Here is a 20,603-nt window from a genome sequence, read left to right as displayed (position 1 = left end):
TCGAAAAATCAGGGATCGGGAAAACGGAAAACGCCGGCGATGCGCCGCCGCCAGCCCGGCACCAGCGCCGAACGCACGACCGCCGCCTGTTCATAGGCATGGATGAAATGCTGCGGCCCGGCCAGAATGCCGAGATGCTTGGCCGCCGCATCGGCCCGCCAGCGAAACAGGAGCAGGTCTCCCGGCCTTGCCTCTTCCATGCCCGACACCGCCGGAAAATGGCGTCTTGCCGCCGCCATCAGCCGGTCCTCGCCGCCGCGTTCGGCCCAATCGGGCGCATAGGGCGGCGGCAATTCCGGTTCGAGGCCGTAAAGGTCTCGCCAGACGCCGCGAATGAGGCCGAGGCAATCGCAACCGACACCCTTCAACGAAGCCTGATGCCGATAGGGCGTGCCGATCCAGCCTTCGGCGAGCGCCAGCACTCTTTCGCCGGTATCGCTCATGAAAACAGCGCCCCGCCGTCATGGCTCTCGCCGCCTGCGGCATAGGAATAGGCGAAATCCGACCCCGGAAGATGCGGAAAACCACGAAAATTCAGATGGTTGGCGAATTTTGCCCGGCAGGTGGAAAAACTCTTGTCGCAGCCGGCGGTGACGGAAAACGTGTCTCCCGGCGAAGGCGTCTGTTCCGGCGGCAGCCAGAAGGACAGAAGCACCCCGCCGTCTCGTCGCTCTTGCCCGTCGAGATCAAACCCCTTGCCGGCGAGCGGGCCGGTCAGAAAATGCAGCTTCCCCCGGCTGAAGAAATCATCGGCAAAGGCATCTAGCCCGGAGACGATCAGGCCGCCCGAGGCGTCCACCGCCGCCACGCGGCCGTGCCCGGTAAAGCGCGCCAGATCGACGCCGCAACGCCCGTCGCCAAGGGCGGCGTCGCAGCGCCGCCCATAGACCCTGCCCTGCGGCTGGCTGAGGCGGTGGGCGAGGCTGCGCAGCTCGGCGCGAAACGCCCCGCCGGCCCGCGTCACCTCGCCAATCTCGCGCCTGTTCAGCAGCACATGCTGCTCGGGCGCCTGCCAGTTGACGAGGAAAAGCTCCACCCTCGCGCCATCGAAACGTCCGGCGGCCAGATCGCCCTCGGCAATCGCCTCGCTCGAAAAACCACCCGCCACCTCCCCGACGCCTGCGCCGAGCCCCGTTTCGCCCTCGCTATCGCTGGCAGAAAAGCCACTGGCGGCAAGGTAGGAGGTGCCGGCAAACGAAATCGCCTCGTCATGATCGGTAAAACCAATCACCGCACCATCTTTCAGTGTCACCTTCCAGCAATGGCATGTCGTCGTCGCATCGGCCTTGAGATGCTCCGCAAGCGCGGCGGGAATGGTTTTCATGGCAGGATTTCCATCAGTGGAATTGAGGGAATGCGGCCCGCCTCGAAAGCGGTCAGATTCACGTCGATACGGTCGATCCCGAAGCGGACCGGCACGTCGAATTCGAAACCGGCGCGGATCGCGGCGCCGGCGTGCGGAACCCGCCCCGCCCGGAACACGATCATGCCGGTTACATGATCGACCGCCACATCAGCCGCTTCAACCTTCACCCCCTCGACCGAAACCATGACCGAGCCTTCGACCGGCTTCTCGATCCGCCGGGAGAACGCGCCGCCCGCATCGGCATAGATCTTCCGCAAGTGAAAACCTGCTGTCGTCCCGTCACCGGTGCCGATCTTCTGATCGGTCGCGGCGGGCGTCTTCCCCGGCGGGCAGGATTTGAAATCCACAGGGTCGCGAAAACGAAAGCCATATAGTTCGCCGCGCCGCGCCTCGAAAAAGGCAAGCACCTCATAAAGATCGGCGATGGAGCGGATACCGGACCCGGCGTCATAGCTGCGTCTGGCGTTCCTCCAGCGCTGGTTGCGGCTTTCGCGGCCATTGGAGAGGTTAACGATATCGGTTCGGCGCACCGGCCCGCCGCTGACGCCGAGCGCAAGCCGCAGCGGAAACCGCACTTCATGAAATGCCGCCATGTCGTTGTTCCTGGATTCTTTTCTGTGGTCTGGGAAAAGAGCGCGTCACAATCCGCGCTGGCCGCGCCCGACGCTGCGCGCCAGCATGGCGGCGATCTGGCCTTCGCTTTTCCGAAAGCTCGCAGCATCCGTCGCCGTCACGTTAAAAACGATCTGCGCCCCGCCGCCGCCCGACGGCGCGGCAACGCCGAGAGCGCCATCCGAACCGCGCTTCAGCGGCAGGATCGCTTCCGCCCCCGCCTCGCCCATCAGGCCAAGCCCGCCGCCCATCGGAAAAAAGGCGGGGCTGGAAACGACGCCGCCATCGGCAAAGGGCGTGATGCCGCGTCCCGGCACACCGCCATCGGCAAAGGCGAACAGCGAACCACCGCCGCTCAACAGCCCGCTGACGGCATTGCCAATCATGCCCTCAAGCGGTTTCAGACCGGCAGAGAGCGCAATGCCGGACAACCGCTGCCCCAACCCGCGCAAGACGTCATCCAGCCCTTTGCCGCCCGCCGTCGCCGCCTGCAGGGCCGAGGACAGGGCCGCCCCGAACCGCTCAGACCGGCGTTCGAGATCGCCCATCGCCTCCGACAACGCCTCCGCCTCTTGCCGGTTTTCCGCCATCGATCCTTCGCCCGCCATCGCGCTTGCCTTTCTGATTCAAATCGGAACCATAAATTTTTGAAATGCTTGATCGTTTTAGGGAATTAACTCACCGATCCGGAAACCGCCGCATCATCGCTTCCATCGCCGGACGGTCGGGGCCGCGGGGAACGGCGTTGCCGCCCGTCATCGCGAAGAATTCCCGCGGGGTCAGCCGCCAGAAGGTTTCTGAGGAGAGCCGCAGCAGGCAGAAGCCGGCATGGACAACCGCCTCCCAGGGGAACGGGCGCGGCGTCGCTTCGCCTGCTGCGGCGCTCAAGGGTCCGGTGGCGTCTCACCTTTCAGGCCGCCGAAGGTCGCGGTCAGAAGATCGGCGACAATGGCGGCATGGCCGGCAATGCCGCCTTCCACCGTGGCGGCGGCCACATCGTCGTCGGAAAAGACATTGCCCGCACCTCGCAGGCCCGCGCCTATCACTCTAATCATGTCGGCCGCCTTCATGCGGCCGCTCGCGAAACGTTCGGCGAGCGCGGTGAGGTCCTCTGCTGCAAAGGCGGTTTCGAGTTCGGCGAGAGCCCCGAGCGTCAGGCAGAGAATGCGCCTTTCGCCGTCGATCAGCGCTTCGATCTCGCCGCGATGGCGGTTCGCCCGCCCGTAACGCAAACGCTCAGCCATCACAACGCTCCGAAATTGAGAAGACCGGCCGATTCCAGCGCGATCTCGAATTGCACCTCGCCATCGTGGCGGCCGGAATATTCGAGCGCCACGATCTGAAACGGGCCGGCAATGGTGCCGAAATCGGGAATGACGATCTGCCAGCCCGGAATGGTGCCGGCGAAAAATGCGCCGCGCACCAGTGCATCGCTAGCCGCATCCTTGAAGATGCCCGATGCCGTCAGCGCGGCTCTCTGCACGCCAGCACCCGCCAGCAACTCGCGCCAGCGACCGGCGCTTTCCCCATCGGTAATGTCCACCGCCTGGGCGTTGAAGGCCAGCCGCTTGGTTCTGAGCCCGGCAACAGTGACATATGTTCCGGTATTGTTGAATTTCAGCAGAAAATCCTTGCCCTTCTGCGCCACCATCATGTTTCCTTCCGTTTCGATTGCGGTTGCAGGGTGTTGCGGGCCTGCGACCAAAAATGTTTCTTCCTCTCGCATTCAGCGATCTTGCCATGTCCGACGCTGCCACCCTGACGTCCCGCGCGCGCCTTATCGGCGTGCTTGCGCTCGGGCAGATCGTGAGTTGGGGCACCGGTTTCGATATGCTGGCCGTTCTTGCGCCGCGCATTGGCGGCGAACTGGCGATCGGCAATGAGGTCGTTTTTGCCGGCCTCACCATCATGATGCTGATCAGCGCGCTTTGCGGCCCGCTGCTGGGAAGAATGCTCGTCCGCCGCGGCGCGGCCCCCGTGCTGACGGCCGGTTCCGTGCTGTTCGCCGTCGGTTTTGCCGTGCTTGCCGTTTCGAGCGATATCGCAAGTTATCTTTTCGGCTGGGCCGTCATGGGTCTGGCCGCGACCTGCGGGTTGACGACAGCTGCCCATACGGCGGTGGTGGAGCGCGTGGGCGCGGAAAGCGGCCGGTTGCTGACGCTTCTGATGCTGTTCACCGGGCTTTCGGGGGCGGTTTTTCTGCCCCTCACCGCGTTTGTTGAACAGCATCTCGCTTGGCGCGGCACACTTCTGCTCTATGCCTGCCTGCAGATATTCGTGCTTCTGCCCCTCTATCTCTTTGTCCTTCCCGCCCGTCCGCCCCACAAGGAATCGCATCGGCAGACATCCGACGCTCCTTCGTCTTCGCCGGTCGATACACGCCGGGCTTTTCTGCTTCTGGCGGCCATGACGACAATCTGCGCCTTTACGACCTTCGGCCTGTCGCCGCTCTTGCCGCTGCTGCTGGTTCAGGCGGGCGCAACGCAATCGCTTGCGGTGCAGCTGGCATCGGCGCGCAGCCTGCTGGCAATTACGGCGCGCGGGCTGGATTTCCTACTGGGAAAACGCGGCGGTCCCTTTCTTACCGCCATGATCGGCCTCTGTCTTCTGCTCCTGTCGCTGCTGCTGTTGCTGGCCTTTGCCCCGGCCATACCGGCCTTCATAGGCTTCATCGTGCTTTTCGGTTTCGGCGCCGGCGTGCTCACCGTCAGCCGGGCCGTTTTGCCGCTGGCGGTGTTTTCCCCGGGGGAATACGGTCTTCAGGCGGCGCGCATCTCGCTGCCGCAAAACCTCGCCATCGCCGTTGCACCCGTTATTTTCACGCTGGCGCTGGAGCGCGGCGGGGTGGCGGCCATGCTTGGCATCGCCGCCGTGCTGATCGCCATTTCGTTCGTGCTGCTTGTCCTTCTGTGGAAAACCGTACGCAGGCAAAGCGCCTGAAACGGCGCTACTCCGTCACCGCCCTGAAACGCATCTCCGCGATGAAGTTCCGGGACTTCGCCTCGCGCCTCGAGCGGCTGGAAAGAAGCCGCAGGTTGACGAGAGAGACGCCGGCAATCGGCAGCGCGGCATCATCGAGCAGGATCGTCACCCGGTCGACGATTTCGCCTGCACCCCTGCGGCCATTGGCGTCGCTCCATATATGCAGCGACAGGAAATGCTCCTCGGCCCTTTCCGTCGCCGTCGAATAGTCACGGCTTTCGAGATCATCGATAACGATGCACGGCAGAACCGCGCGCGGCAAAAGCCGGTCGACGACACCGCCGGGGATGAGCGCCGTCAGCGCCGCATCGCCCGTCAGTCGCGCGAAAATCGCCTGAAGAAGCAGGTTTGCGGCGCTCATCGGCTTTCCTCCTCACAGCGGCAGACGATGAAGCGGCGTGTTTCATCCGGGTCAATGACCGCCCGGATCGCCAGAATGCGGCGGCCCTTGAGAAAGCGCATGCCGGGGGCGATGTCGCCACGGTAAGCCAGCCAGACGCGGTGGGTGATCGTCACGCCCTCGGCCGAGGCCCTTTCATGAGATGCCTCGGAAAGGGGTTCGATCGCAACCCAGAGCGAGCGCAGGAAATTCCAGCTTTCCGCAGCACCGCCCTGCCCGTCCGGCGTTTCGGTCCGCACCTCCAGTTCCAGCCGCGCGGTCAGCCTGCCGGGATCGAGAAAAACAAGGTTCATGTCTCAAAGCCCCAGACGGCAGAAGGGCGCCACCAGCCGCTCGTAGCCGGCGGGAACAGCGGCGGGCTGGTTTTCCGGGGCGACCGCGCCGCGAAGTGCGAACATCTGCGCCACATGTATCAGCATGGCGCGTTTCAACGTGTCGGGCACATCCGTTCCCGCCTCGCCGTAACCGGCGATGAAATCGATCTCGATGCCGTTCATCGCCCGTCCAGGGGCTGGCGGATCGCGCAGCCACAGCCTTGCGGGACGCGCCGCGCCATCGAGCAATTTTTCCCCGGCGGTAATGTCCGCCGGGCGCCCCTCGCCGTCAAAAACCAGTATGGTTTCGATGGCTTGCACCGGTGTCCTGCCAATCAGAATCACACCGTTCTCAGGCCACCGGTCGAGATAAAGCCGCCAGGTCTGGCGGATCAGGCAAAGTCCGGTCGTGCGTTCCAGATGCTCGCGGGCGGTGCGGATGAGCGCGGCAAGAAGCGCGTCCTCATCGCCGCTGTCGAGACGCAGATGCGCCTTCGCCTCGGCAAGCGTCAGCGGCTCCGCCTGCGGCGGATGAATGAGGGCATAGGTCATGGGGTCTCCGGGGTGACGGCAATAAAGGCTGGATGAGCGAGCGGGCGCAACGAATTTCTTCTCCCCGTGGGGGAGAAGAAAGGAGCGGCACCGTCGAGGTTCAGTTCACCCCGAATTTCACCAGCTTGATCGCCTCGAAATTCTGCACGCCGCCGCCCACGCGTTTGGTGGTGTAGAACAGCACGTAAGGTTTGGCCGAATAGGGATCCCGCAGGATGCGCACCCCGGTGCGGTCAACGACGAGATAGCCGGCGCGGAAATCGCCAAAGGCGATGGCAAAGCTGTTGGCCGCCACGTTCGGCATGTCCTCCGCTTCCGTCACCGGAAAGCCCATCAGCGAGGCCGGCTGGCCGGCGGCGGCCGGCGGATGCCAGAGATAGGCGCCGCTGGTATCCTTGAACCGGCGCAGCGCCCCTTGCGTCTTGCGGTTCATCAGGAAGGTTCCGTTCTGGCGGTGGCCGGCCTTCAGCGCATAAACGGCGTCGAGCAGCACATCCATCGGCCCGGCGGAGGCGAAACCGGCCGAAACGCCAGTCGCGACATACCCGATATTGCCCCAGCTCCAGCCATCATTGGCGACGGCGGTGTAGGAGAGGAAACCCTTGGGCTTGTTCACGCCATCGCCGGCGATGAAGGCGGCGGCCTCCTGTTCGGCAAAAGCAATGTCAACTTCGGAGGCGATCCAGGCTCCGATATCGACTGCCGCGTCATCCAGCAACCCTTGAGTCGCGGCCGGCATGGCGTAGAGCTCCATGGTCGGAAAGGACAGTTCGGCAAGCTGCGGCGTTGCCGTCTGCGGGCGTGCCGCCGTCTCGGAAACCCGGCCGGTCGTCATGCCGCCGGGCGAGAAGGGTTTCTTCAAAACGGCGGCCGAAACCTGCCGCACGGTCGCCAGCGCCCGGATCGGCGAAATCGCCGTCATGCGCCGGCCGATCTCGCCATCCGTCTCGTTCGGCAGCAGAAAACCGCCATCGGCCCCGGTCGAACCGGCAAAGGCCTTGGCCTCCAGATCGCGCAGCGCGCCCTCCTCGCCGCGACGGATATAGGCCTCGAAAGCGGCCTTGTGTTCCTCGGCATCGTGGGAAAGCGCATCCTTGCGGCCAAGCGCGGGGCGCGCTTTCTTGAGCGCCAGGTCGTCCATGATTTTGCGGTTGTCGTCGAGCGCCCTGTCGATGCGGTCGAGCTTGTCGCGGGTCACGACATCAGAGCCCATCTTGCGCTCGATATCGGCAAGCCGCTGGTCGTTGGTTTCGCGGAAGACCTCGAAAGCCTCCATGAACTCGTCGAAGGCGGCCGTCACCGTATCGGGTACGGCCTTCACCTGCGGCGCGGCGGTCATCGGGGCTGGTTTCGTCATCTGTTCCGTCATCTGGTTTTCCTTGTTCGTTGATATCTTTGCGGTCAGCGTTTGAAGGTTGTGTCGAACAGCGAGCGGGCGGCGCGGCGCATGCTGCGCACCAGTTCGGTCTCGCGGTCGCGGAAGAAGCGGGCATGCTTGACGTCGGAAACCCGCGCCGAGGGAAGCATCGGAAAGGTCACGACCGAGATTTCCCACAGATCGGCTTCCAGAATGCGCCGGACACCCTGGTTCGCCGCCTTGCCGGAACGTACGGTGCGAAAGCCGATGGACAGCCCATCCAGCGCCCCGGTCTTCATCAGCGAATGCACCTCGCGGGAGCGGGCAACGCCGGGGGCAAGAACGCCCTCGACATAAAGGCCGCGCTCGTCTTCGCGGATGGTGCGCCAAGCGCCGATAGGCTCGGCCGGATCGTGCTGGTAGAGCATGCGGATGCCGGCTGCGCCCCGCTCCTCGATGGAGCGGCGGAAAGCGCCGCGCTCGATGACATCCTGACCGAGATCGACCTCGCCGAAGACGCTGGCATAACCGGAAAAGGTGCCGTCGACGGTTATGCCGCGCAGCTCCAGACTGGCGAATTTGCGCGTGGCGGGACGCGGCCCGCGATAGACGTGCATGGGTAACTCCTGCGATGTGAAGGGGAATGTCAGCCGCGTGGACGGGCGCTGTAACGATCGGCGATGCGCACCAGCAGGCCCAGCCCCCACCACGCGCCCATGCTGGCGGCGGCGGAACCCGCCACCATGATTTCCCGGCCCGAAAGCGCGCCGGCGATATCGAGCTGCTGCACGATCCACAAGCCGATAGGCCCGCCGAAGATCATGCCGCAGGAAACGCCGGTGATGAACCGGCTCGCAGCCTCGCGTTTGCTTTTCGGCAGGAGATAAACGAGCGATACACCCGCGCCCGCCACGGCGCCGGTGATGCGGGCGGCCCAGATGCCGGCCTCATTGGCGAATTCAGACATGGGTAATCATTCCGTTCTAGGATGTTGTCATCGGGCGGACGCGCCGCGTCGCACGCAGGCGTTTTTTGCGCGCCTGCGCCGGATGATTTTGCGAATCTTCGGAGAAGCTTGGGCGGAACACCTCACAAAGAGAGTCCGGTTCTTCAGAAAATGATTGAACAGGAAACCGGGGTTTCGATCCCGCCGGACGGCGATCAATAACCGACGGCTTCGCGCTTTTCCTCGTCGCTCAGGAACGAGGCCGCGCCGATGCGAGACCAGAGCGCATCCCGCTCGCCGGCAAGCCCGGCAATCTTGTCGAGATCGGGTTCGAGCCTCAACCCCGGGCCGAAGACCGGAGAAAGCCAGCCGCAGAGCCGTGCCGCCGTGCGATAAACCAGCGGCAGCACGGTGAGGCGATAAAAGGCGCGGTTCGCCTCCTGGTAATTGGCATAGGTATTGTCGCCGGGAATGCCGATCAGCATCGGCGGCACGCCGAGCGAAAGCGCGATATCGCGCGCCGCCCCGTTGCGGGCCTCCAGAAAATCCATGTCGCGCGGCGAAAGACCCATGGCCTTCCAGTCAAGCCCGCCCTCCAGCAGCAGCGGACGGCCGGCATTCATCGCGCCCTGATAGCCTTCCTCCAATTCACGCTTCAGTCTCTCATATTGCTCGGTGGAGAGATTGCCGCCCTCCTTCGGCTGATAGACCAGCGCCCCGGAAGGCCGGGCGGAATTGTCGAGCAGGCGTTTGTTCCACTGGCTGGCGGCATTGTGGAGATCGAGCGCCGCACCCGCGGAGGCGAGCGGCGCAAAACCCGCCCGATCATCGAGCGGATGGAAAAGTTTCACATGCAGAAGCCCCAGCCCGTCGCGCTCGGCGGCGATGCGCCGCGCGGCGCGGCCTTCGGCGCGGTAGTCATAGGCTACCGGCCAACCATCCGGCCCTTCGACGATGCTGACCCGGTCGGGCCGCAGAAGATGCAGCTCTCGCAGCCGCCCGCCCACCGTCAACGGCTCGATATAGGCGTTTCCGGCGAGCATGAGGTGGCCATAAAGCGCCTCAAAAAAATCCGGCCCGCCCATATGGGCGCTCGGTTTTAGAAGCAACGCCAAAAGCGGGTGATCGGTCAGTTCCTCATCGCCATCATAAAGCAGCCAGCGGACCGAGGCCGACGCCTCCGCCACCATGCGGGCGGCCCGGTGCGCGACCGGGTTTTTCATGAAGCCTTCGCGGGCAAGCGCGGCATAGGACCGGCCCGACCAGAAGGCCTGCCCGCCCTGCACGGCAACCGCCATGAAGCCATCGGCCATTTTCCGGCTTTCAGGCGCGGCTCTGCCATCCGCCGGGCGCAGCCACGGCAGGGAGAAGGGAAATCGCATGGAGTTGTCCTTGTTTTGATGGCGCGCGGCGTCGAGTCCTGCGGCGTCGCCCGCGTGGGGTTTTCACCGACAGGCTAGACCCTGACATTTCTGACGAAGTCCTGAAAGCTCTCTTTCGTCATGCTCGGGCCTGTCCCGAGCATCTGCAACGTCTCGATTTTATTGGACGTGATCAGATCCTTGGGACAAGCCCAAGGATGACGTCGCGCGTGAGGCACCCCGTCCGCACAGCGGCAATATCTCGCGCCAACTTCGGCGAAACCGGACGTTTACCGGATCGGCGCTTTCACCGCCGTGTCGCTGTCGAAATCGGCGGCGACGCGGGTCTCGCGCAGCGGCTTTACCGTGCGGGTCGAAAGATCATAAGCGGGATCGGCCTTATAGGCCGCCAGCGCCGCCTCGTTTTCAAACTCGCCATAGACGATGAAATCGACCGAATTGCCCCATTGGTCCTTCTTCACGTTCTCGCCGATTTCCAGCTTCAGCGAATGCGGTATCGCGGTCAGGCCGGAAAGCCCCCTGCGCACGGCGTCGCGGTTTTCCTCGGGAACGGTGAAAAAGACGATATGGCGGATCACGGTGTCACCTGTCATGCAGAATTCGAAGGCAGCTTTTTCGGCGCCGGGTAACGGGTTATCATCTGGCCCGCCCGGGTTCAATCCGCGCCGCGACAAGCGCGTGATGAAATGCGCGCCCGTAACCGCCCACCAGCCGCGCCCTGTCGCTGCCATTGATGATGGCGCGGGCGCCGTCCCAATCCTCGCGCCTGTCGCCGAAGAAATCGGAAAGCCTGCGGCCGGTAAAACCGCCGCCCGCCATGCCGTGGATCAGGATCGCGGTGGCCACCTCCGCCTCCATGGCCCGTTCCGGCCGCTCCAGGAGATCGACGCCGGTCAGCACCGACATGGCCTTGTAATTGCGCCGATGCGTCAGCTGCACGAAGCCGCGCCCCAGCCAGCTTTTACCCTCCTCGTCCGGCCGCCAATAGGGCTTGCGCACCATGGGCAGCCTGCCCGCCGCAAAGGCGCGGTCGAGCCTGACGATTGCTTCGGCGTCGCTTGCCGCCAATGTTTCGCGCACCGGCTGCATGGTCGCCGCCGTCTCGTGAAAGGCCGTCGCCAGCATATAGGCGAGCCAGCGCGGATCGCCGCCCGGCAGCGCCTTTTCGAAGCCGGAAAGCACCGTCTTGGTGCCGGCGAGCTGGGCGGTGCGCAGGCGACCGTCGAAAATCGAAATCCGCGCCGACGCGAAGAATCGCGCCTCATTATAGGCCATGGAAGGCTCCTGAAAATGACAGGCGACATGACGCCCGGTTTTTTCCCACATGACGGCCGTCAGAACTAAATCGATTTGAAAAAACCTTAATCGATTTTAATCCGAAGGCTGGGGGATTGAGGTAAAAAATTCCTTGAATTTCGGAACCTTAGCGGGCTTACTCCATTCACCGCGCAGTTCAGCTGCGTTAACCATTCAAGGAGGAATGCCACCATGACAGCGACAATCCCCCAGACCGTTTATGACCGCCTCGAAAACGAGTGGCGCCAGATGCGCGAAACCGGCTCCCAGCCTAAACCGGCGCAATCTCCGAAGAAATAAGACCTGCCAGACGCCCGATTTCGGGCGTTGACGGCACCCCACTTTTCTTCTCCCCGGCGGGGAGAAGATGGCCCGAAGGGTCAGATGAGGGGGCAACATCTCCAGATATCTCTACTGTCTCCGCATATATTGACCGTGGCCCCCTCATCCGGCGCTGCGCGCCACCTTCTCCCCGGCGGGGAGAAGAAACCGGGGCATCCGCTCGACCGGTAATTGGCTCTCCTTCGCGGGAGCCAATAATCAGCCAACTCACATCCCCCGCACCTTCGGTTCACTCACCACCATCGTCGTCAGCGCCGTGATCGCCCAGACGAGCGCATCCAGCCTGTCCGGCGAGCGCCCTGACGACAGACCATCCGGCCCGAAATCCGTCATCTGGTCTTCCAGCTTTTCGAACCGTGCGGCGTGGCTCACCCTGCCCTGCTCGTAAAGCGCCGCAACCGGCTCGGCGCGGGTGAATTTGCCGCGACTTGCCCGCACCAACGTCAGCGGCAGGTTGGCGTCTATGCTCTGCAGCATCGCCCGCACCATCTCGCCGCCCTGATTGACCTCGGCCACCACCCGGTCAGCCTCGTGGCGGCGGAAGGCGGCGACCACGGCGCGGGCCCAGCCTGCCGGCGTTTCGCCTTCCACAGAACAATCCCCAAGCACGTTAAGACGCCCGGACATGCCGAGCCCCGCCACGACGATGCCGCAGCAGGAATGTTCACCGACGCCGGCGGGCGGGTCTACCGCCACGACGATGCGCGTGAGCGGCTCATGCGCCGCTTCGATTATCGCTTCCAGATCGGCGCGTTTCCACAGCGCGCCCTCGCGCTCGTCGATCAGTTCGCCGCCGATTTCCTGGCGCCCCAGCCGCGTGCCGCCGTAACGATCCTGCATGGCCTTGAGAAAACCGGGCGAGAGATTGCGGGCATTCATGGCCGTGGGCATCCGCGCCACCCGTGTCGTGGGATCGGCGAGAAGCTCCTTCAGCAGCGGAATGGGCCGGGGCGTGGTGGTCACCAGTTGCCGGGGGGCCTCACCCAGACGCAGGCCGAATTGCAGCATGTCCCAGGTTTCCTGCGGATATTTCCATTTGCCCAACTCATCCGCCCAGGCCATGTGGAATTGCGGACCACGCAAGCTTTCCGGGTCTTCCGAGGAAAACGCCTGCGCCATCGCGCCATTCGGCCACAGCAGCCGCCGGCGCGACACCTCGAAGGCGGGGCGATGGCGGCGGGCAATGCGGCAGATGCCGGAAATGCCGTCGATCATCACCTCGCGGGCGTCGCCCAGCGTCTCGGCAACAAGCGCGATGCGCAAATCCGACTGCTTGCCGGCAGAGGCGACACGATGCACCCATTCCGCCCCGGCCCGCGTCTTGCCGGAACCGCGCCCGCCGATCAGCAGCCATGTTCGCCAGTCGCCTTCAGGCGGCTGCTGTGGCAGGTTGCCGATGAAACGCCAGTCGCGCAGAAGGTTGAAGACCTGCGCTGGCAGATGGGTTCCGGTCGACATATCCATCATCTGTCAGCTTCAGCGGGGGAGCTGCGGACGGGATTTGCTTCCATCTTCGCGCGGCATTTCTGTTCAGCCAGTTCGTCGATGCGGTTGAGGAAATGCGCTACCGCCGCCTCATAATCCTGCGTATCGTTTTCATCCTCGCCCATAAGCGCCTGCCGTTCTTCCGCCAGCACCCGTTGCAGAGCGTCGATCCGCTCCAGTGTGCGGACGATGAGCGACAGCTGATCCGTTGCAACTTTCACATCGGCTCGGGCCTGCTTTCCCTCCGTGTCGTCGGCGTCAGGCAAAAGGCCCGCCTCGCCCGATTGCCGAAGATTGCGATACAGGCAGACCTGATCCCGCATCTCCTCCGTCAGCTCGTTCAGCAACTGCCGCAGACTGCCGTTGCGCGCCGCATCTTCGGCGACCAGCCTGTCCGCCCGCGATTTGGTCTCAGGCGCAGCCTCATCCGCATAAGCAGGCCTGTCCGGCCAGGCTCCGTAGAGCGCGGGGTCGCAATTATGAGCGTTTGTCATCGGATTGGCCTGAGAGGGAAATGGAGATGAACATGGGCTGCGATGCGGTTCATTTGCGGGTGGTACCTCCGCACAGCCCTCATTTCTCTGACAAGCACAGGACTGAGGGAAGAGAACAGAGCCTTGTACTCGAAAATCCAGCGCTCTGATATTTCTGAACCAACCGCGACCCAGCCGCAAATCTCCGACTGTAGCCAAACACTACCAAATCACCGTCACGCTGTAAAGGATTATTTTCCTATTCTTGTGATTTTTATCCTTCCCGCAGGATTTGCACCGTCGTCCGTCACATATTACACTCAGCACCACGCGGTGAGTACAAGGGGCGAGAGAAGTTGGTAAAACAATGGGTTGAGCGGTTGTTCGCAGGTCTTTCGGCAACCGGCATCGTCTTTGGCACTATTCTGTTCTGCGCTTCGCTTACTCCCTCGCTCCTGCCGCGCACCTGGCTGATGCAGGGCGTGCTGTGCGGTTTCTCCTTCGCCATCGGTTATCTGATCGGTGTCGCCCTGCATGCCGTCTGGACCTATCTGGAACTGCCCGAACCCTCCCGCCACAATGCGCGCGGCATTCGTTTTCTCATCGCGCTTGCCGCCACCATCACGGCCATCACGTTTTTATGGCAGGCGAAGGACTGGCAGAATTCCATCCGCGTATTGATGGAGCTCGATCCGCTGCCGAGCGCCCACCCGACGAAGACGGGCGGCCTTGCGGTGCTGGTCGCCGCCATTCTCATCGGCGCCGGTCGGCTGTTCCAGCTTATCCGCTGGTTCTTTGCGGCGCGCAGCCGCCATTTCCTGCCGCGCCGCCTTGCCAATGTTCTCGGCATCGCAGCGGCGATCATCCTCTCATGGATGCTGCTCAATGGGCTGATCTTCGATATCGGCCTCAGATTTGCCGATTCCTCGCTGAAACAGGTGGATGCGCTGATCGAACCGGATGTGCCGCGCCCGTCAGACGCGCTCAAGACAGGCAGCAGCGCCTCGCTGATGACATGGGAATCGCTTGGCCGTCGCGGGCGTGAATTCGTCGCCGAAGGCCCGGCGGCTACCGAGATATCCGCCTTCACCCATCGTCCGGCAAAAGAGCCGCTCCGGGTCTATGCGGGCCTCAACTCGGCGTCGACGCCGGAAGAAAGAGCAGCCTTGGCGCTGGAGGAGCTGAAACGGGTCGGCGGTTTCGAGCGCAAGGTGCTTCTGGTGGTCATTCCCACCGGCACCGGCTGGATCGACCCGGAAGCGCTCGATACAGTCGAATATCTGCATGATGGCGATATCGCCAGCGTCGCCGTGCAATATTCCTATCTCTCCAGCTGGATCGCGCTGCTGACCGAACCGGATTACGGAGTCGAGACGGCGCGCGCTTTGTTCGAGGCCATCTACGGCTACTGGACGACGTTGCCGAAGGAAACGCGACCGAAGCTCTACCTGCATGGCCTGAGCCTCGGTTCTCTCAATTCACAGAAATCCTCCGATCTCTACGATGTGCTCTCCGATCCCTTCCAGGGCGCATTGTGGAGCGGGCCGCCCTTTTCCAGCCCCACCTGGCGCATGGCGACCAATGGCCGGGTGAAAGGCACGCCGGAATGGCTGCCGCGCTTCCGCGACTCTTCCGTCATCCGCTTCGCCAACCAATATACGACAGCCCATATAACCGATGCGGAATGGGGGCCGATGCGGATCGTCTATCTGCAATATGCCAGCGACCCGATTACCTTCTTCGAGGCCGCCTCGCTTTACCGGCGGCCGCAATGGATGGTGCATCACGGGCCTGACGTTTCCACGTCCTTCCGCTGGTTCCCGGTCGTCACCCTGCTGCAGCTCGGTCTCGATGTTGCCGCCGCGACCACGGCGCCGATGGGTTATGGCCATGTCTATGCGCCGGAACATTATATCGACGCGTGGATGGAAGTGACCCAGCCGCAGGAATGGAATGCGGACGATATCCAGCGGCTGAAGATGTTCTTCAAGGCCCGCCGCGGCTCCACCGATCCGGCGTGAGCGCGGCGGGCTTGCCTGGAGCCTCAACCCTTCAGCCGGTCCAGATTGTCGGTGATATAGGTCTCGAGTGAACGCGGCGCATGGCCTGTCAGCGTTTCGACATCGCCGGTCACCAGTGCTGTCCAGCCTTCGCGCACGGGATAAAAGATCGAAGCGAGGAACGAGGCGTAGTCCTGCGGCACGCCCGCACCGGTGAGAATGCCGATGAAAACCTCATCCGAAACGGCCGCGTAGGACACCGGCTTGCCGATCGCCTGCGATATCAGCGCGGCCGCTTCGCCGTAACCCAGGGCTTTCGGACCCGTCAGGTTGAAAGCCTTGCCGTTAACGGCGTCAGAAGTCAGGGCGGCGGCAGCGCTGTCGGCGATATCGCGCACGTCGATAAAGCTCGACTTGCCCTCACCGGCCGGCACGGCGATCTGGCCGTGGTCGATGCCGGCTTTCCAGTAGCTGTGGAAATTATCGGCAAACCAGTTGGGGCGCAGGATGACGTAAGGCGTGCCCGAAGCGATGATCTTCAACTCGATCTGGCGATAGGGAATGGAATCGTCGGCATCGACGCCAAGGACGCTGAGGAACACGATCTTCACCTTGCGGCGCGCCGCCTCCTCGACCACGGGCGTCAGCGCGTCGATAGCGTCCAGACGCCCACCGGAAAGAAGCAGGAACAGTCTGTCAACGCCGTCGAAGGCATCCGCATAAGTCGAGGCCTCGGTATAATCGAAGCGCACCCCTTCCGCGCCGTCCGCCGCCTTGCCGCTGCGCGAGGCGGCCTTCACGCTTTCGCCCCTGGAAAGCAGCGCTTTCACCAGCGGCGTGCCGATGGTGCCGGTGGAACCGATTACGAGTATCTTGCCTGTCATCTCAAATCTCCGTAGTATCTAATGGAAACCATGTTTCGAAAACACAGGTACTGCGTTTGCGAAATCATGAAAAGAGAGCACTTTTTGGTTATCTGGTATCCTCGCGGAAACCGGAATGGCCCTGAAACGATGGAACAAACCCATGGAACGTATCTATGACGTCTATGAAGACCGCTGCCCCACCCGCATGGTGCTGGACAGGATTGCCGACAAATGGGCGCTCCTGATCCTTGACCGGCTGCAGGTGGAAGCGGTGCGCTTCAACCTGCTGCGGCGGGAGATAAAGGGCATTTCGCAAAAGGTCCTGTCGCAGACGCTCAAGAAGCTCGAGCGCGACGGGCTGATTTCGAGGCAGGTGTTTCCGACCGTGCCGGTGACGGTCGAATATTCGCTGACGCCGCTGGGGCGGACGCTGACCGACACGGTGGCGGCGCTTGCCCACTGGGCGGAGGGGAATATCGACGCTGTGATGGCGGCGCAGAGGGCATACGATGAACGGGCGGTGGTTTAAATCGAGGCGCGGCATACCCATGCGCCCCTCATTCCCGTGCCTGTCACAGGAATCCAGCCAGCCCAAGTCCTTGGGCTGAAAGGACTTTTCTCGCCGCGCAGACGCGCGTCGGCTGGATCCCTGTGACAAGCAATGGGATGAGGAGGAAGAGAGCGTCCGCAATAACAGTCAGCGCTGCACCCACCGCACTCCCCAAAATCCCTACCGCGAAATCCCTACCGCGAAATCCGCGTCGACAGAATGATCGACGACAGCGTGCGCTCCACGCCGTCAAGCGCGCCGATGCGGTCGATCAATTGGTCTAGATCGAGGATCGAAGGTGCGGCCAGAATGGCGATGAGGTCAAAAGTGCCGCTCACCGAATGCAGCGTCGTCACCTCCTTGATGGCGGCAAGGGCCGCCGTGACGCCGGGCAAGGCCTTGGGGGCGATGGTGATCAGCACATGGGCGCGCACCAGTCCGGAAAGATAGCTTTCCGAAAGCCTGAGGCCATAACCCGCAATCACCCCGTCCGCTTCCAGTCGCTCGATACGGGCCTGTACCGTGGTGCGCGAAAGGCCGAGTTTGCGCGCCAGCTCCGCCACCGGCATGCGGGCATTTTCGGAAAGCAGGGCGAGCAGCGCCCGATCCTTGTCGGTAATTGTCATAATGACCAATCCTGTCGTCTTATTGCCTAACATTAACCTGCTATCCGCACATAGTGAAGCTGCGAATCGTCAATAAAAACTGGCATTCTGTCTTGGAAGCGTATCTGCGCTGACACATTTGCATTCACTGCGGGGAACAAAAACATGAAAAACATTGTCGTCATCGGCGCGGGCAATATCGGTTCGGCAATCGCCTGGATGCTGGCCGCATCAGGCGATTATCGCATCACCGTCGCCGATCGTTCAGCCGATCAGCTGGCCAATGTGCCGGCGCATGAACGGGTCGACACCGAGATCGTCGACATCACCGACCGTCCCGCTCTGGAAGCACTGCTGAAAGGCAAATTCGCCGTGCTTTCCGCCGCCCCCTTCCACTTGACGGCGGGTATTGCCGAAGCGGCCGTTGCCGTCGGCACGCATTATCTCGATCTTACTGAAGACGTGGAATCCACCCGCAGGGTCAAGGCGCTGGCGGAAACCGCCGAAACGGCGCTCATTCCGCAATGCGGCCTTGCCCCCGGCTTCATCTCCATCGTCGCTGCCGATCTCGCCGCCAAGTTCGACAAGCTGGACAGCGTGCGGATGCGCGTCGGCGCTCTGCCGCAATATCCGTCCAATGCGCTCAATTACAACCTCACCTGGAGCACGGACGGGCTGATCAACGAATATATCGAGCCGTGCGAAGCGATCGTCGAAGGCCGCCTCACCGCCGTTCCGGCGCTGGAAGAACGTGAGGAATTTTCGCTGGACGGCGTTACCTACGAGGCCTTCAACACCTCAGGTGGGCTTGGCACGCTCTGCGCCACGCTGGAAGGCAAGGTGCGGACGATGAATTACCGCACCATCCGTTATCCCGGCCATGTGGCGATCATGAAGGCGCTTCTGAACGACCTCAACCTGCGCAATCGCCGCGATGTGCTGAAGGACCTGTTCGAAAACGCCCTGCCCGGCACCATGCAGGATGTGGTCATCGTCTTCGTCACCGTCTGCGGCACCCGCAACGGCCGCTTCCTGCAGGAAACCTATGCCAACAAGGTCTATGCCGGCCCGGTTTCCGGCCGGATGATGAGCGCCATCCAGATCACCACAGCCGCCGGTATCTGCACGGTTCTCGATCTGCTCGCCGAAGGCGCGCTGCCGCAGAAGGGCTTCGTGCGACAGGAGGAAGTGGCGCTGCCGAAATTCCTCGAAAACCGGTTCGGCCACTATTACGGCGCGCATGAGCCACTGGCGCGGGTTGGGTGACTTGAGGGCACAGCATTGCCGCCGGTTTCTTCTCCCCGCCGGGGAGAAGGTGGCACGAAGGGTCGGATGAGGGGGCGACGCCAGCGATGGATCGCACCCTTGCCCCCTCATCCCGCTGCCGCGACCTTCTCCCCCTCGGGGAGAAGGCGAAACAGGCACTCGCTCGCGCCGGCGTTGCGGATCAGCGCTACGCTTACGTCCCGCAAAAAGTCCTGAACACCCGTTCATGGCTCATCGGCGGCTGCATATAGACGAAGTTATCCGGCCGCTCCTCGAAAGGCGTGGCGATCGCTCTCAGCATGGCGTGGAAGGGCTCGAAATCATCCTCTTCCACCGCCGCCTCGATCAGTTCCTCGATCCGATGGTTGCGCGGGATGACGGCCGGATTGGCGGCCAGCATCGCCGCTGACCTTTCGGAATCGGAAATCCCCTCGCGACCGGCTCTTTCCCGCCAGCGCTCCAGAAATTCGTCCGCCCCCGCAATATCGACGAACATGCCGCGAAACGGCTCGGCGTCACCATTGGCCGCATGGGAAAGACGCCGGAAGGTCAGCGTATAATCCGCTTCCGATGCCTGCATCAGCGCCAGCAGCGCCTGCACCAGATCCATGTCGCCCTCTTCCTCCACCGTCAGGCCAAGCTTTCCGCGCATGCCGGCAAGCCAGCGTTGGGGAAAGGCCGCGGCGAAATCGGCGAGAACGGCATTGGCGCGTTCGGCGGCTTTTTCCACCTGCGGATCGAGCAGCGGCAACAGGCATTCCGCCAGCCTGGCAATGTTCCATTGGGCGATGCCGGGCTGATTGTTGAAGGCATAACGGCCCTGCGCATCGATGGAGGAAAAGACCTTGTTGGGGTGATATTCATCGAGGAAAGCGCAGGGGCCGAAATCGATGGTTTCGCCGGAAAGCGCCATATTGTCGGTGTTCATGACACCATGGATAAAGCCCACCATCATCCAGCGGGCGATGAGGTCGCATTGCCGTTGCGCAATGCCCTGCAGCAAGGCGAGATAGGGATTATCCGCCTGTTTCGCCTCGGGATAATGCCGATCGATGACGTAATCCGCGAGGTTTCTGACCGCTTCGTTGTCCTCGCGCGCGGCGAAAAACTGGAAGGTACCAACGCGGATATGGCTTGCCGCAACGCGGGTGAAGACGCCGCCCGGCAGGCCGACCTCACGCTGCACCCTCTCGCCGGAGAGGACAGCCGCCAGCGCCCGCGTGGCGGGAATGCCGAGCGCAAACATCGCCTCCGACACGATATATTCCCGCAGGACGGGGCCGAGCGCCGCGCGACCGTCGCCCCGGCGCGAAAACGGCGTCGGGCCGGAGCCTTTCAGCTGGATATCGCGGCGTTTTCCGTTCCTGTCGATCACTTCACCCAGCAGAATGGCGCGGCCATCGCCCAGCTGCGGCACGAAACCGCCGAACTGGTGGCCGGCATAGGCCATGGCCAGCGGCTCGGCCCCCTGCGGCACGACATTGCCGGAAAAGATCGCCGCCAGCCTTTCATCGTCAAGGCCGGCCACATCGAGAAGGAGTTCATCGGCCAGCTCGCGATTGAAGGCGATGAGACGCGGCGCCTTCACCGGCGTCGGCAACACGGCGGCGCTGAAGCGCTCCGGCAGGCGGGCATAGGAATTGTCGAATTTCATCACGGGTAAACTCCCTGCTTTGCCCCTATATGGGGCCGGAAGACGGCGGATGCGAGCGATAAATGCGACAGCTTCCGGATTGCTTCATTCAATTTTGCGCAATGAACTTTACTGCGCCATCATCGTTCCTATGCTTGATCCGCAGAATGCCGAAG

General features: G+C 62.9%; 25 protein-coding genes. 4 read left to right on the top strand and 21 right to left on the bottom strand.

Annotated features, from left to right (window positions below; genetic code table 11):
- Positions 1-8 precede the first annotated feature (8 nt).
- From O9X91_RS21610 to O9X91_RS21580, 7 genes are all read right to left on the bottom strand, one after another.
- Positions 9-443, bottom strand: a complete 435-nt coding sequence (locus tag O9X91_RS21610) for a C40 family peptidase (RefSeq protein ID WP_173988463.1) — start codon at positions 441-443, stop codon at positions 9-11.
- Positions 440-1,324 carry a DUF2163 domain-containing protein gene (locus O9X91_RS21605; protein ID WP_269833765.1) on the bottom strand — a complete coding sequence of 295 codons (885 nt, stop codon included), beginning with the start codon at positions 1,322-1,324 and terminating at the stop codon, positions 440-442. The genes O9X91_RS21610 and O9X91_RS21605 overlap by 4 nt, the downstream gene beginning before the upstream one ends.
- Positions 1,321-1,959, bottom strand: coding sequence for a TIGR02217 family protein (locus O9X91_RS21600; RefSeq protein WP_077982659.1), 639 nt, complete (start codon positions 1,957-1,959; stop codon positions 1,321-1,323). The genes O9X91_RS21605 and O9X91_RS21600 overlap by 4 nt, the downstream gene beginning before the upstream one ends.
- A gap of 45 nt (positions 1,960-2,004) precedes the next feature.
- Entirely contained in the window at positions 2,005-2,586 is a 582-nt protein-coding gene (locus O9X91_RS21595; RefSeq protein WP_269833764.1) for a phage tail tape measure protein, read from the bottom strand.
- 70 nt (positions 2,587-2,656) lie between these two features.
- Entirely contained in the window at positions 2,657-2,866 is a 210-nt protein-coding gene (locus tag O9X91_RS21590) for a rcc01693 family protein (protein ID WP_142912447.1), read from the bottom strand.
- Positions 2,863-3,222 carry a gene transfer agent family protein gene (locus O9X91_RS21585; RefSeq protein ID WP_077982662.1) on the bottom strand — a complete coding sequence of 120 codons (360 nt, stop codon included), beginning with the start codon at positions 3,220-3,222 and terminating at the stop codon, positions 2,863-2,865. The genes O9X91_RS21590 and O9X91_RS21585 overlap by 4 nt, the downstream gene beginning before the upstream one ends.
- Complete coding sequence (locus O9X91_RS21580; RefSeq protein ID WP_142912623.1) at positions 3,222-3,629, bottom strand: phage major tail protein, TP901-1 family; 408 nt, start codon at positions 3,627-3,629, stop codon at positions 3,222-3,224. Before O9X91_RS21580 ends, O9X91_RS21585 begins: the two co-directional genes overlap by 1 nt.
- Positions 3,630-3,718: 89 nt before the next feature.
- On the opposite strand from O9X91_RS21580, the gene O9X91_RS21575 reads away from it, so the two are divergent.
- Positions 3,719-4,918, top strand: a complete 1,200-nt coding sequence (locus tag O9X91_RS21575) for an MFS transporter (RefSeq protein ID WP_269833763.1) — start codon at positions 3,719-3,721, stop codon at positions 4,916-4,918.
- 7 nt (positions 4,919-4,925) lie between these two features.
- Here O9X91_RS21575 and O9X91_RS21570 read toward each other — a convergent pair whose 3' ends face one another.
- The 11 genes from O9X91_RS21570 to O9X91_RS21520 all read right to left on the bottom strand — a co-directional run bounded on the left by O9X91_RS21570 (position 4,926) and on the right by O9X91_RS21520 (position 13,528).
- The gene (locus O9X91_RS21570) at positions 4,926-5,321 is read right to left on the bottom strand and encodes a DUF3168 domain-containing protein (protein WP_142912445.1); all 396 of its coding nucleotides are present in this window, start codon (positions 5,319-5,321) and stop codon (positions 4,926-4,928) included.
- Positions 5,318-5,653 (bottom strand): phage head closure protein, encoded by a 336-nt coding sequence (locus tag O9X91_RS21565; RefSeq protein WP_269833762.1) that lies wholly within the window; start codon positions 5,651-5,653, stop codon positions 5,318-5,320. Before O9X91_RS21565 ends, O9X91_RS21570 begins: the two co-directional genes overlap by 4 nt.
- A 3-nt stretch (positions 5,654-5,656) precedes the next feature.
- Entirely contained in the window at positions 5,657-6,226 is a 570-nt protein-coding gene (locus O9X91_RS21560; protein WP_077982665.1) for a head-tail connector protein, read from the bottom strand.
- Positions 6,227-6,326: 100 nt separating this feature from the next.
- The gene (locus tag O9X91_RS21555; protein WP_269833761.1) at positions 6,327-7,595 is read right to left on the bottom strand and encodes a phage major capsid protein; all 1,269 of its coding nucleotides are present in this window, start codon (positions 7,593-7,595) and stop codon (positions 6,327-6,329) included.
- Between the two features lie 32 nt (positions 7,596-7,627).
- Positions 7,628-8,200 carry an HK97 family phage prohead protease gene (locus O9X91_RS21550; RefSeq protein WP_077982667.1) on the bottom strand — a complete coding sequence of 191 codons (573 nt, stop codon included), beginning with the start codon at positions 8,198-8,200 and terminating at the stop codon, positions 7,628-7,630.
- A 29-nt stretch (positions 8,201-8,229) separates the two neighbouring features.
- A complete protein-coding gene (locus O9X91_RS21545) occupies positions 8,230-8,550 on the bottom strand; it encodes a DUF6107 family protein (protein WP_077982668.1) in 321 nt (106 codons plus the stop codon).
- A gap of 194 nt (positions 8,551-8,744) precedes the next feature.
- Positions 8,745-9,911 carry a phage portal protein gene (locus O9X91_RS21540; protein WP_269833760.1) on the bottom strand — a complete coding sequence of 389 codons (1,167 nt, stop codon included), beginning with the start codon at positions 9,909-9,911 and terminating at the stop codon, positions 8,745-8,747.
- Between the two features lie 269 nt (positions 9,912-10,180).
- The gene (locus tag O9X91_RS21535; RefSeq protein ID WP_003522330.1) at positions 10,181-10,489 is read right to left on the bottom strand and encodes a Dabb family protein; all 309 of its coding nucleotides are present in this window, start codon (positions 10,487-10,489) and stop codon (positions 10,181-10,183) included.
- Positions 10,490-10,547: 58 nt separating this feature from the next.
- The gene (locus O9X91_RS21530; RefSeq protein WP_142912440.1) at positions 10,548-11,186 is read right to left on the bottom strand and encodes a hypothetical protein; all 639 of its coding nucleotides are present in this window, start codon (positions 11,184-11,186) and stop codon (positions 10,548-10,550) included.
- 570 nt (positions 11,187-11,756) lie between these two features.
- Positions 11,757-13,016 (bottom strand): DNA-packaging protein, encoded by a 1,260-nt coding sequence (locus O9X91_RS21525; protein ID WP_162520415.1) that lies wholly within the window; start codon positions 13,014-13,016, stop codon positions 11,757-11,759.
- A complete protein-coding gene (locus tag O9X91_RS21520) occupies positions 13,013-13,528 on the bottom strand; it encodes a hypothetical protein (RefSeq protein ID WP_142912439.1) in 516 nt (171 codons plus the stop codon). Before O9X91_RS21520 ends, O9X91_RS21525 begins: the two co-directional genes overlap by 4 nt.
- A 359-nt stretch (positions 13,529-13,887) precedes the next feature.
- Here O9X91_RS21520 and O9X91_RS21515 point away from each other — a divergent pair, with 359 nt between their 5' ends.
- Positions 13,888-15,528 (top strand): alpha/beta hydrolase, encoded by a 1,641-nt coding sequence (locus tag O9X91_RS21515; RefSeq protein WP_269833787.1) that lies wholly within the window; start codon positions 13,888-13,890, stop codon positions 15,526-15,528.
- Between the two features lie 23 nt (positions 15,529-15,551).
- Here O9X91_RS21515 and O9X91_RS21510 read toward each other — a convergent pair whose 3' ends face one another.
- Positions 15,552-16,391, bottom strand: coding sequence for an SDR family oxidoreductase (locus tag O9X91_RS21510; protein WP_269825841.1), 840 nt, complete (start codon positions 16,389-16,391; stop codon positions 15,552-15,554).
- Between the two features lie 142 nt (positions 16,392-16,533).
- Here O9X91_RS21510 and O9X91_RS21505 point away from each other — a divergent pair, with 142 nt between their 5' ends.
- Positions 16,534-16,902 carry a winged helix-turn-helix transcriptional regulator gene (locus O9X91_RS21505; protein WP_269834375.1) on the top strand — a complete coding sequence of 123 codons (369 nt, stop codon included), beginning with the start codon at positions 16,534-16,536 and terminating at the stop codon, positions 16,900-16,902.
- A gap of 215 nt (positions 16,903-17,117) precedes the next feature.
- Here the strand turns inward: O9X91_RS21505 and O9X91_RS21500 are convergent, their stop codons facing one another.
- Positions 17,118-17,549: an Lrp/AsnC family transcriptional regulator gene (locus O9X91_RS21500; protein ID WP_077982674.1), complete on the bottom strand. Its 432-nt coding sequence runs from the start codon at positions 17,547-17,549 to the stop codon at positions 17,118-17,120.
- A 144-nt stretch (positions 17,550-17,693) separates the two neighbouring features.
- Between O9X91_RS21500 and O9X91_RS21495 the strand changes: the two genes are divergently transcribed.
- Positions 17,694-18,794: a saccharopine dehydrogenase family protein gene (locus tag O9X91_RS21495; RefSeq protein ID WP_173988442.1), complete on the top strand. Its 1,101-nt coding sequence runs from the start codon at positions 17,694-17,696 to the stop codon at positions 18,792-18,794.
- A gap of 193 nt (positions 18,795-18,987) precedes the next feature.
- On the opposite strand, the gene O9X91_RS21490 is transcribed toward O9X91_RS21495, so the two are convergent.
- On the bottom strand, positions 18,988-20,448 hold the full coding sequence (locus O9X91_RS21490) for a protein adenylyltransferase SelO (protein WP_191217130.1): 1,461 nt from the start codon (positions 20,446-20,448) through the stop codon (positions 18,988-18,990).
- Positions 20,449-20,603: the final 155 nt, after the last annotated feature.

It is taken from the genome of Agrobacterium salinitolerans (assembly GCF_027498475.1).
Taxonomy (GTDB): Bacteria; Pseudomonadota; Alphaproteobacteria; order Rhizobiales; family Rhizobiaceae; genus Agrobacterium; species Agrobacterium salinitolerans.
The sequence above is the reverse complement of the archived record's forward strand: the minus strand, read 5'-3'. Positions and strand labels throughout refer to the sequence as shown.

Excerpts from the sequence above, each read along its gene's own strand:
- O9X91_RS21610 (WP_173988463.1), bottom strand. The coding sequence starts at position 443 with ATGAGCGATACCGGCGAAAGAGTGCTGGCGCTCGCCGAAGGCTGGATC.
- O9X91_RS21605 (WP_269833765.1), bottom strand. The coding sequence starts at position 1,324 with ATGAAAACCATTCCCGCCGCGCTTGCGGAGCATCTCAAGGCCGATGCG.
- O9X91_RS21600 (WP_077982659.1), bottom strand. The coding sequence starts at position 1,959 with ATGGCGGCATTTCATGAAGTGCGGTTTCCGCTGCGGCTTGCGCTCGGC.
- O9X91_RS21595 (WP_269833764.1), bottom strand. The coding sequence starts at position 2,586 with ATGGCGGGCGAAGGATCGATGGCGGAAAACCGGCAAGAGGCGGAGGCG.
- O9X91_RS21585 (WP_077982662.1), bottom strand. The coding sequence starts at position 3,222 with ATGGCTGAGCGTTTGCGTTACGGGCGGGCGAACCGCCATCGCGGCGAG.
- O9X91_RS21580 (WP_142912623.1), bottom strand. The coding sequence starts at position 3,629 with ATGGTGGCGCAGAAGGGCAAGGATTTTCTGCTGAAATTCAACAATACC.
- O9X91_RS21575 (WP_269833763.1), top strand. The coding sequence starts at position 3,719 with ATGTCCGACGCTGCCACCCTGACGTCCCGCGCGCGCCTTATCGGCGTG.
- O9X91_RS21570 (WP_142912445.1), bottom strand. The coding sequence starts at position 5,321 with ATGAGCGCCGCAAACCTGCTTCTTCAGGCGATTTTCGCGCGACTGACG.
- O9X91_RS21565 (WP_269833762.1), bottom strand. The coding sequence starts at position 5,653 with ATGAACCTTGTTTTTCTCGATCCCGGCAGGCTGACCGCGCGGCTGGAA.
- O9X91_RS21560 (WP_077982665.1), bottom strand. The coding sequence starts at position 6,226 with ATGACCTATGCCCTCATTCATCCGCCGCAGGCGGAGCCGCTGACGCTT.
- O9X91_RS21555 (WP_269833761.1), bottom strand. The coding sequence starts at position 7,595 with ATGACGGAACAGATGACGAAACCAGCCCCGATGACCGCCGCGCCGCAG.
- O9X91_RS21550 (WP_077982667.1), bottom strand. The coding sequence starts at position 8,200 with ATGCACGTCTATCGCGGGCCGCGTCCCGCCACGCGCAAATTCGCCAGT.
- O9X91_RS21545 (WP_077982668.1), bottom strand. The coding sequence starts at position 8,550 with ATGTCTGAATTCGCCAATGAGGCCGGCATCTGGGCCGCCCGCATCACC.
- O9X91_RS21540 (WP_269833760.1), bottom strand. The coding sequence starts at position 9,911 with ATGCGATTTCCCTTCTCCCTGCCGTGGCTGCGCCCGGCGGATGGCAGA.
- O9X91_RS21530 (WP_142912440.1), bottom strand. The coding sequence starts at position 11,186 with ATGGCCTATAATGAGGCGCGATTCTTCGCGTCGGCGCGGATTTCGATT.
- O9X91_RS21525 (WP_162520415.1), bottom strand. The coding sequence starts at position 13,016 with ATGATGGATATGTCGACCGGAACCCATCTGCCAGCGCAGGTCTTCAAC.
- O9X91_RS21520 (WP_142912439.1), bottom strand. The coding sequence starts at position 13,528 with ATGACAAACGCTCATAATTGCGACCCCGCGCTCTACGGAGCCTGGCCG.
- O9X91_RS21510 (WP_269825841.1), bottom strand. The coding sequence starts at position 16,391 with ATGACAGGCAAGATACTCGTAATCGGTTCCACCGGCACCATCGGCACG.
- O9X91_RS21505 (WP_269834375.1), top strand. The coding sequence starts at position 16,534 with ATGGAACGTATCTATGACGTCTATGAAGACCGCTGCCCCACCCGCATG.
- O9X91_RS21500 (WP_077982674.1), bottom strand. The coding sequence starts at position 17,549 with ATGACAATTACCGACAAGGATCGGGCGCTGCTCGCCCTGCTTTCCGAA.
- O9X91_RS21495 (WP_173988442.1), top strand. The coding sequence starts at position 17,694 with ATGAAAAACATTGTCGTCATCGGCGCGGGCAATATCGGTTCGGCAATC.
- O9X91_RS21490 (WP_191217130.1), bottom strand. The coding sequence starts at position 20,448 with ATGAAATTCGACAATTCCTATGCCCGCCTGCCGGAGCGCTTCAGCGCC.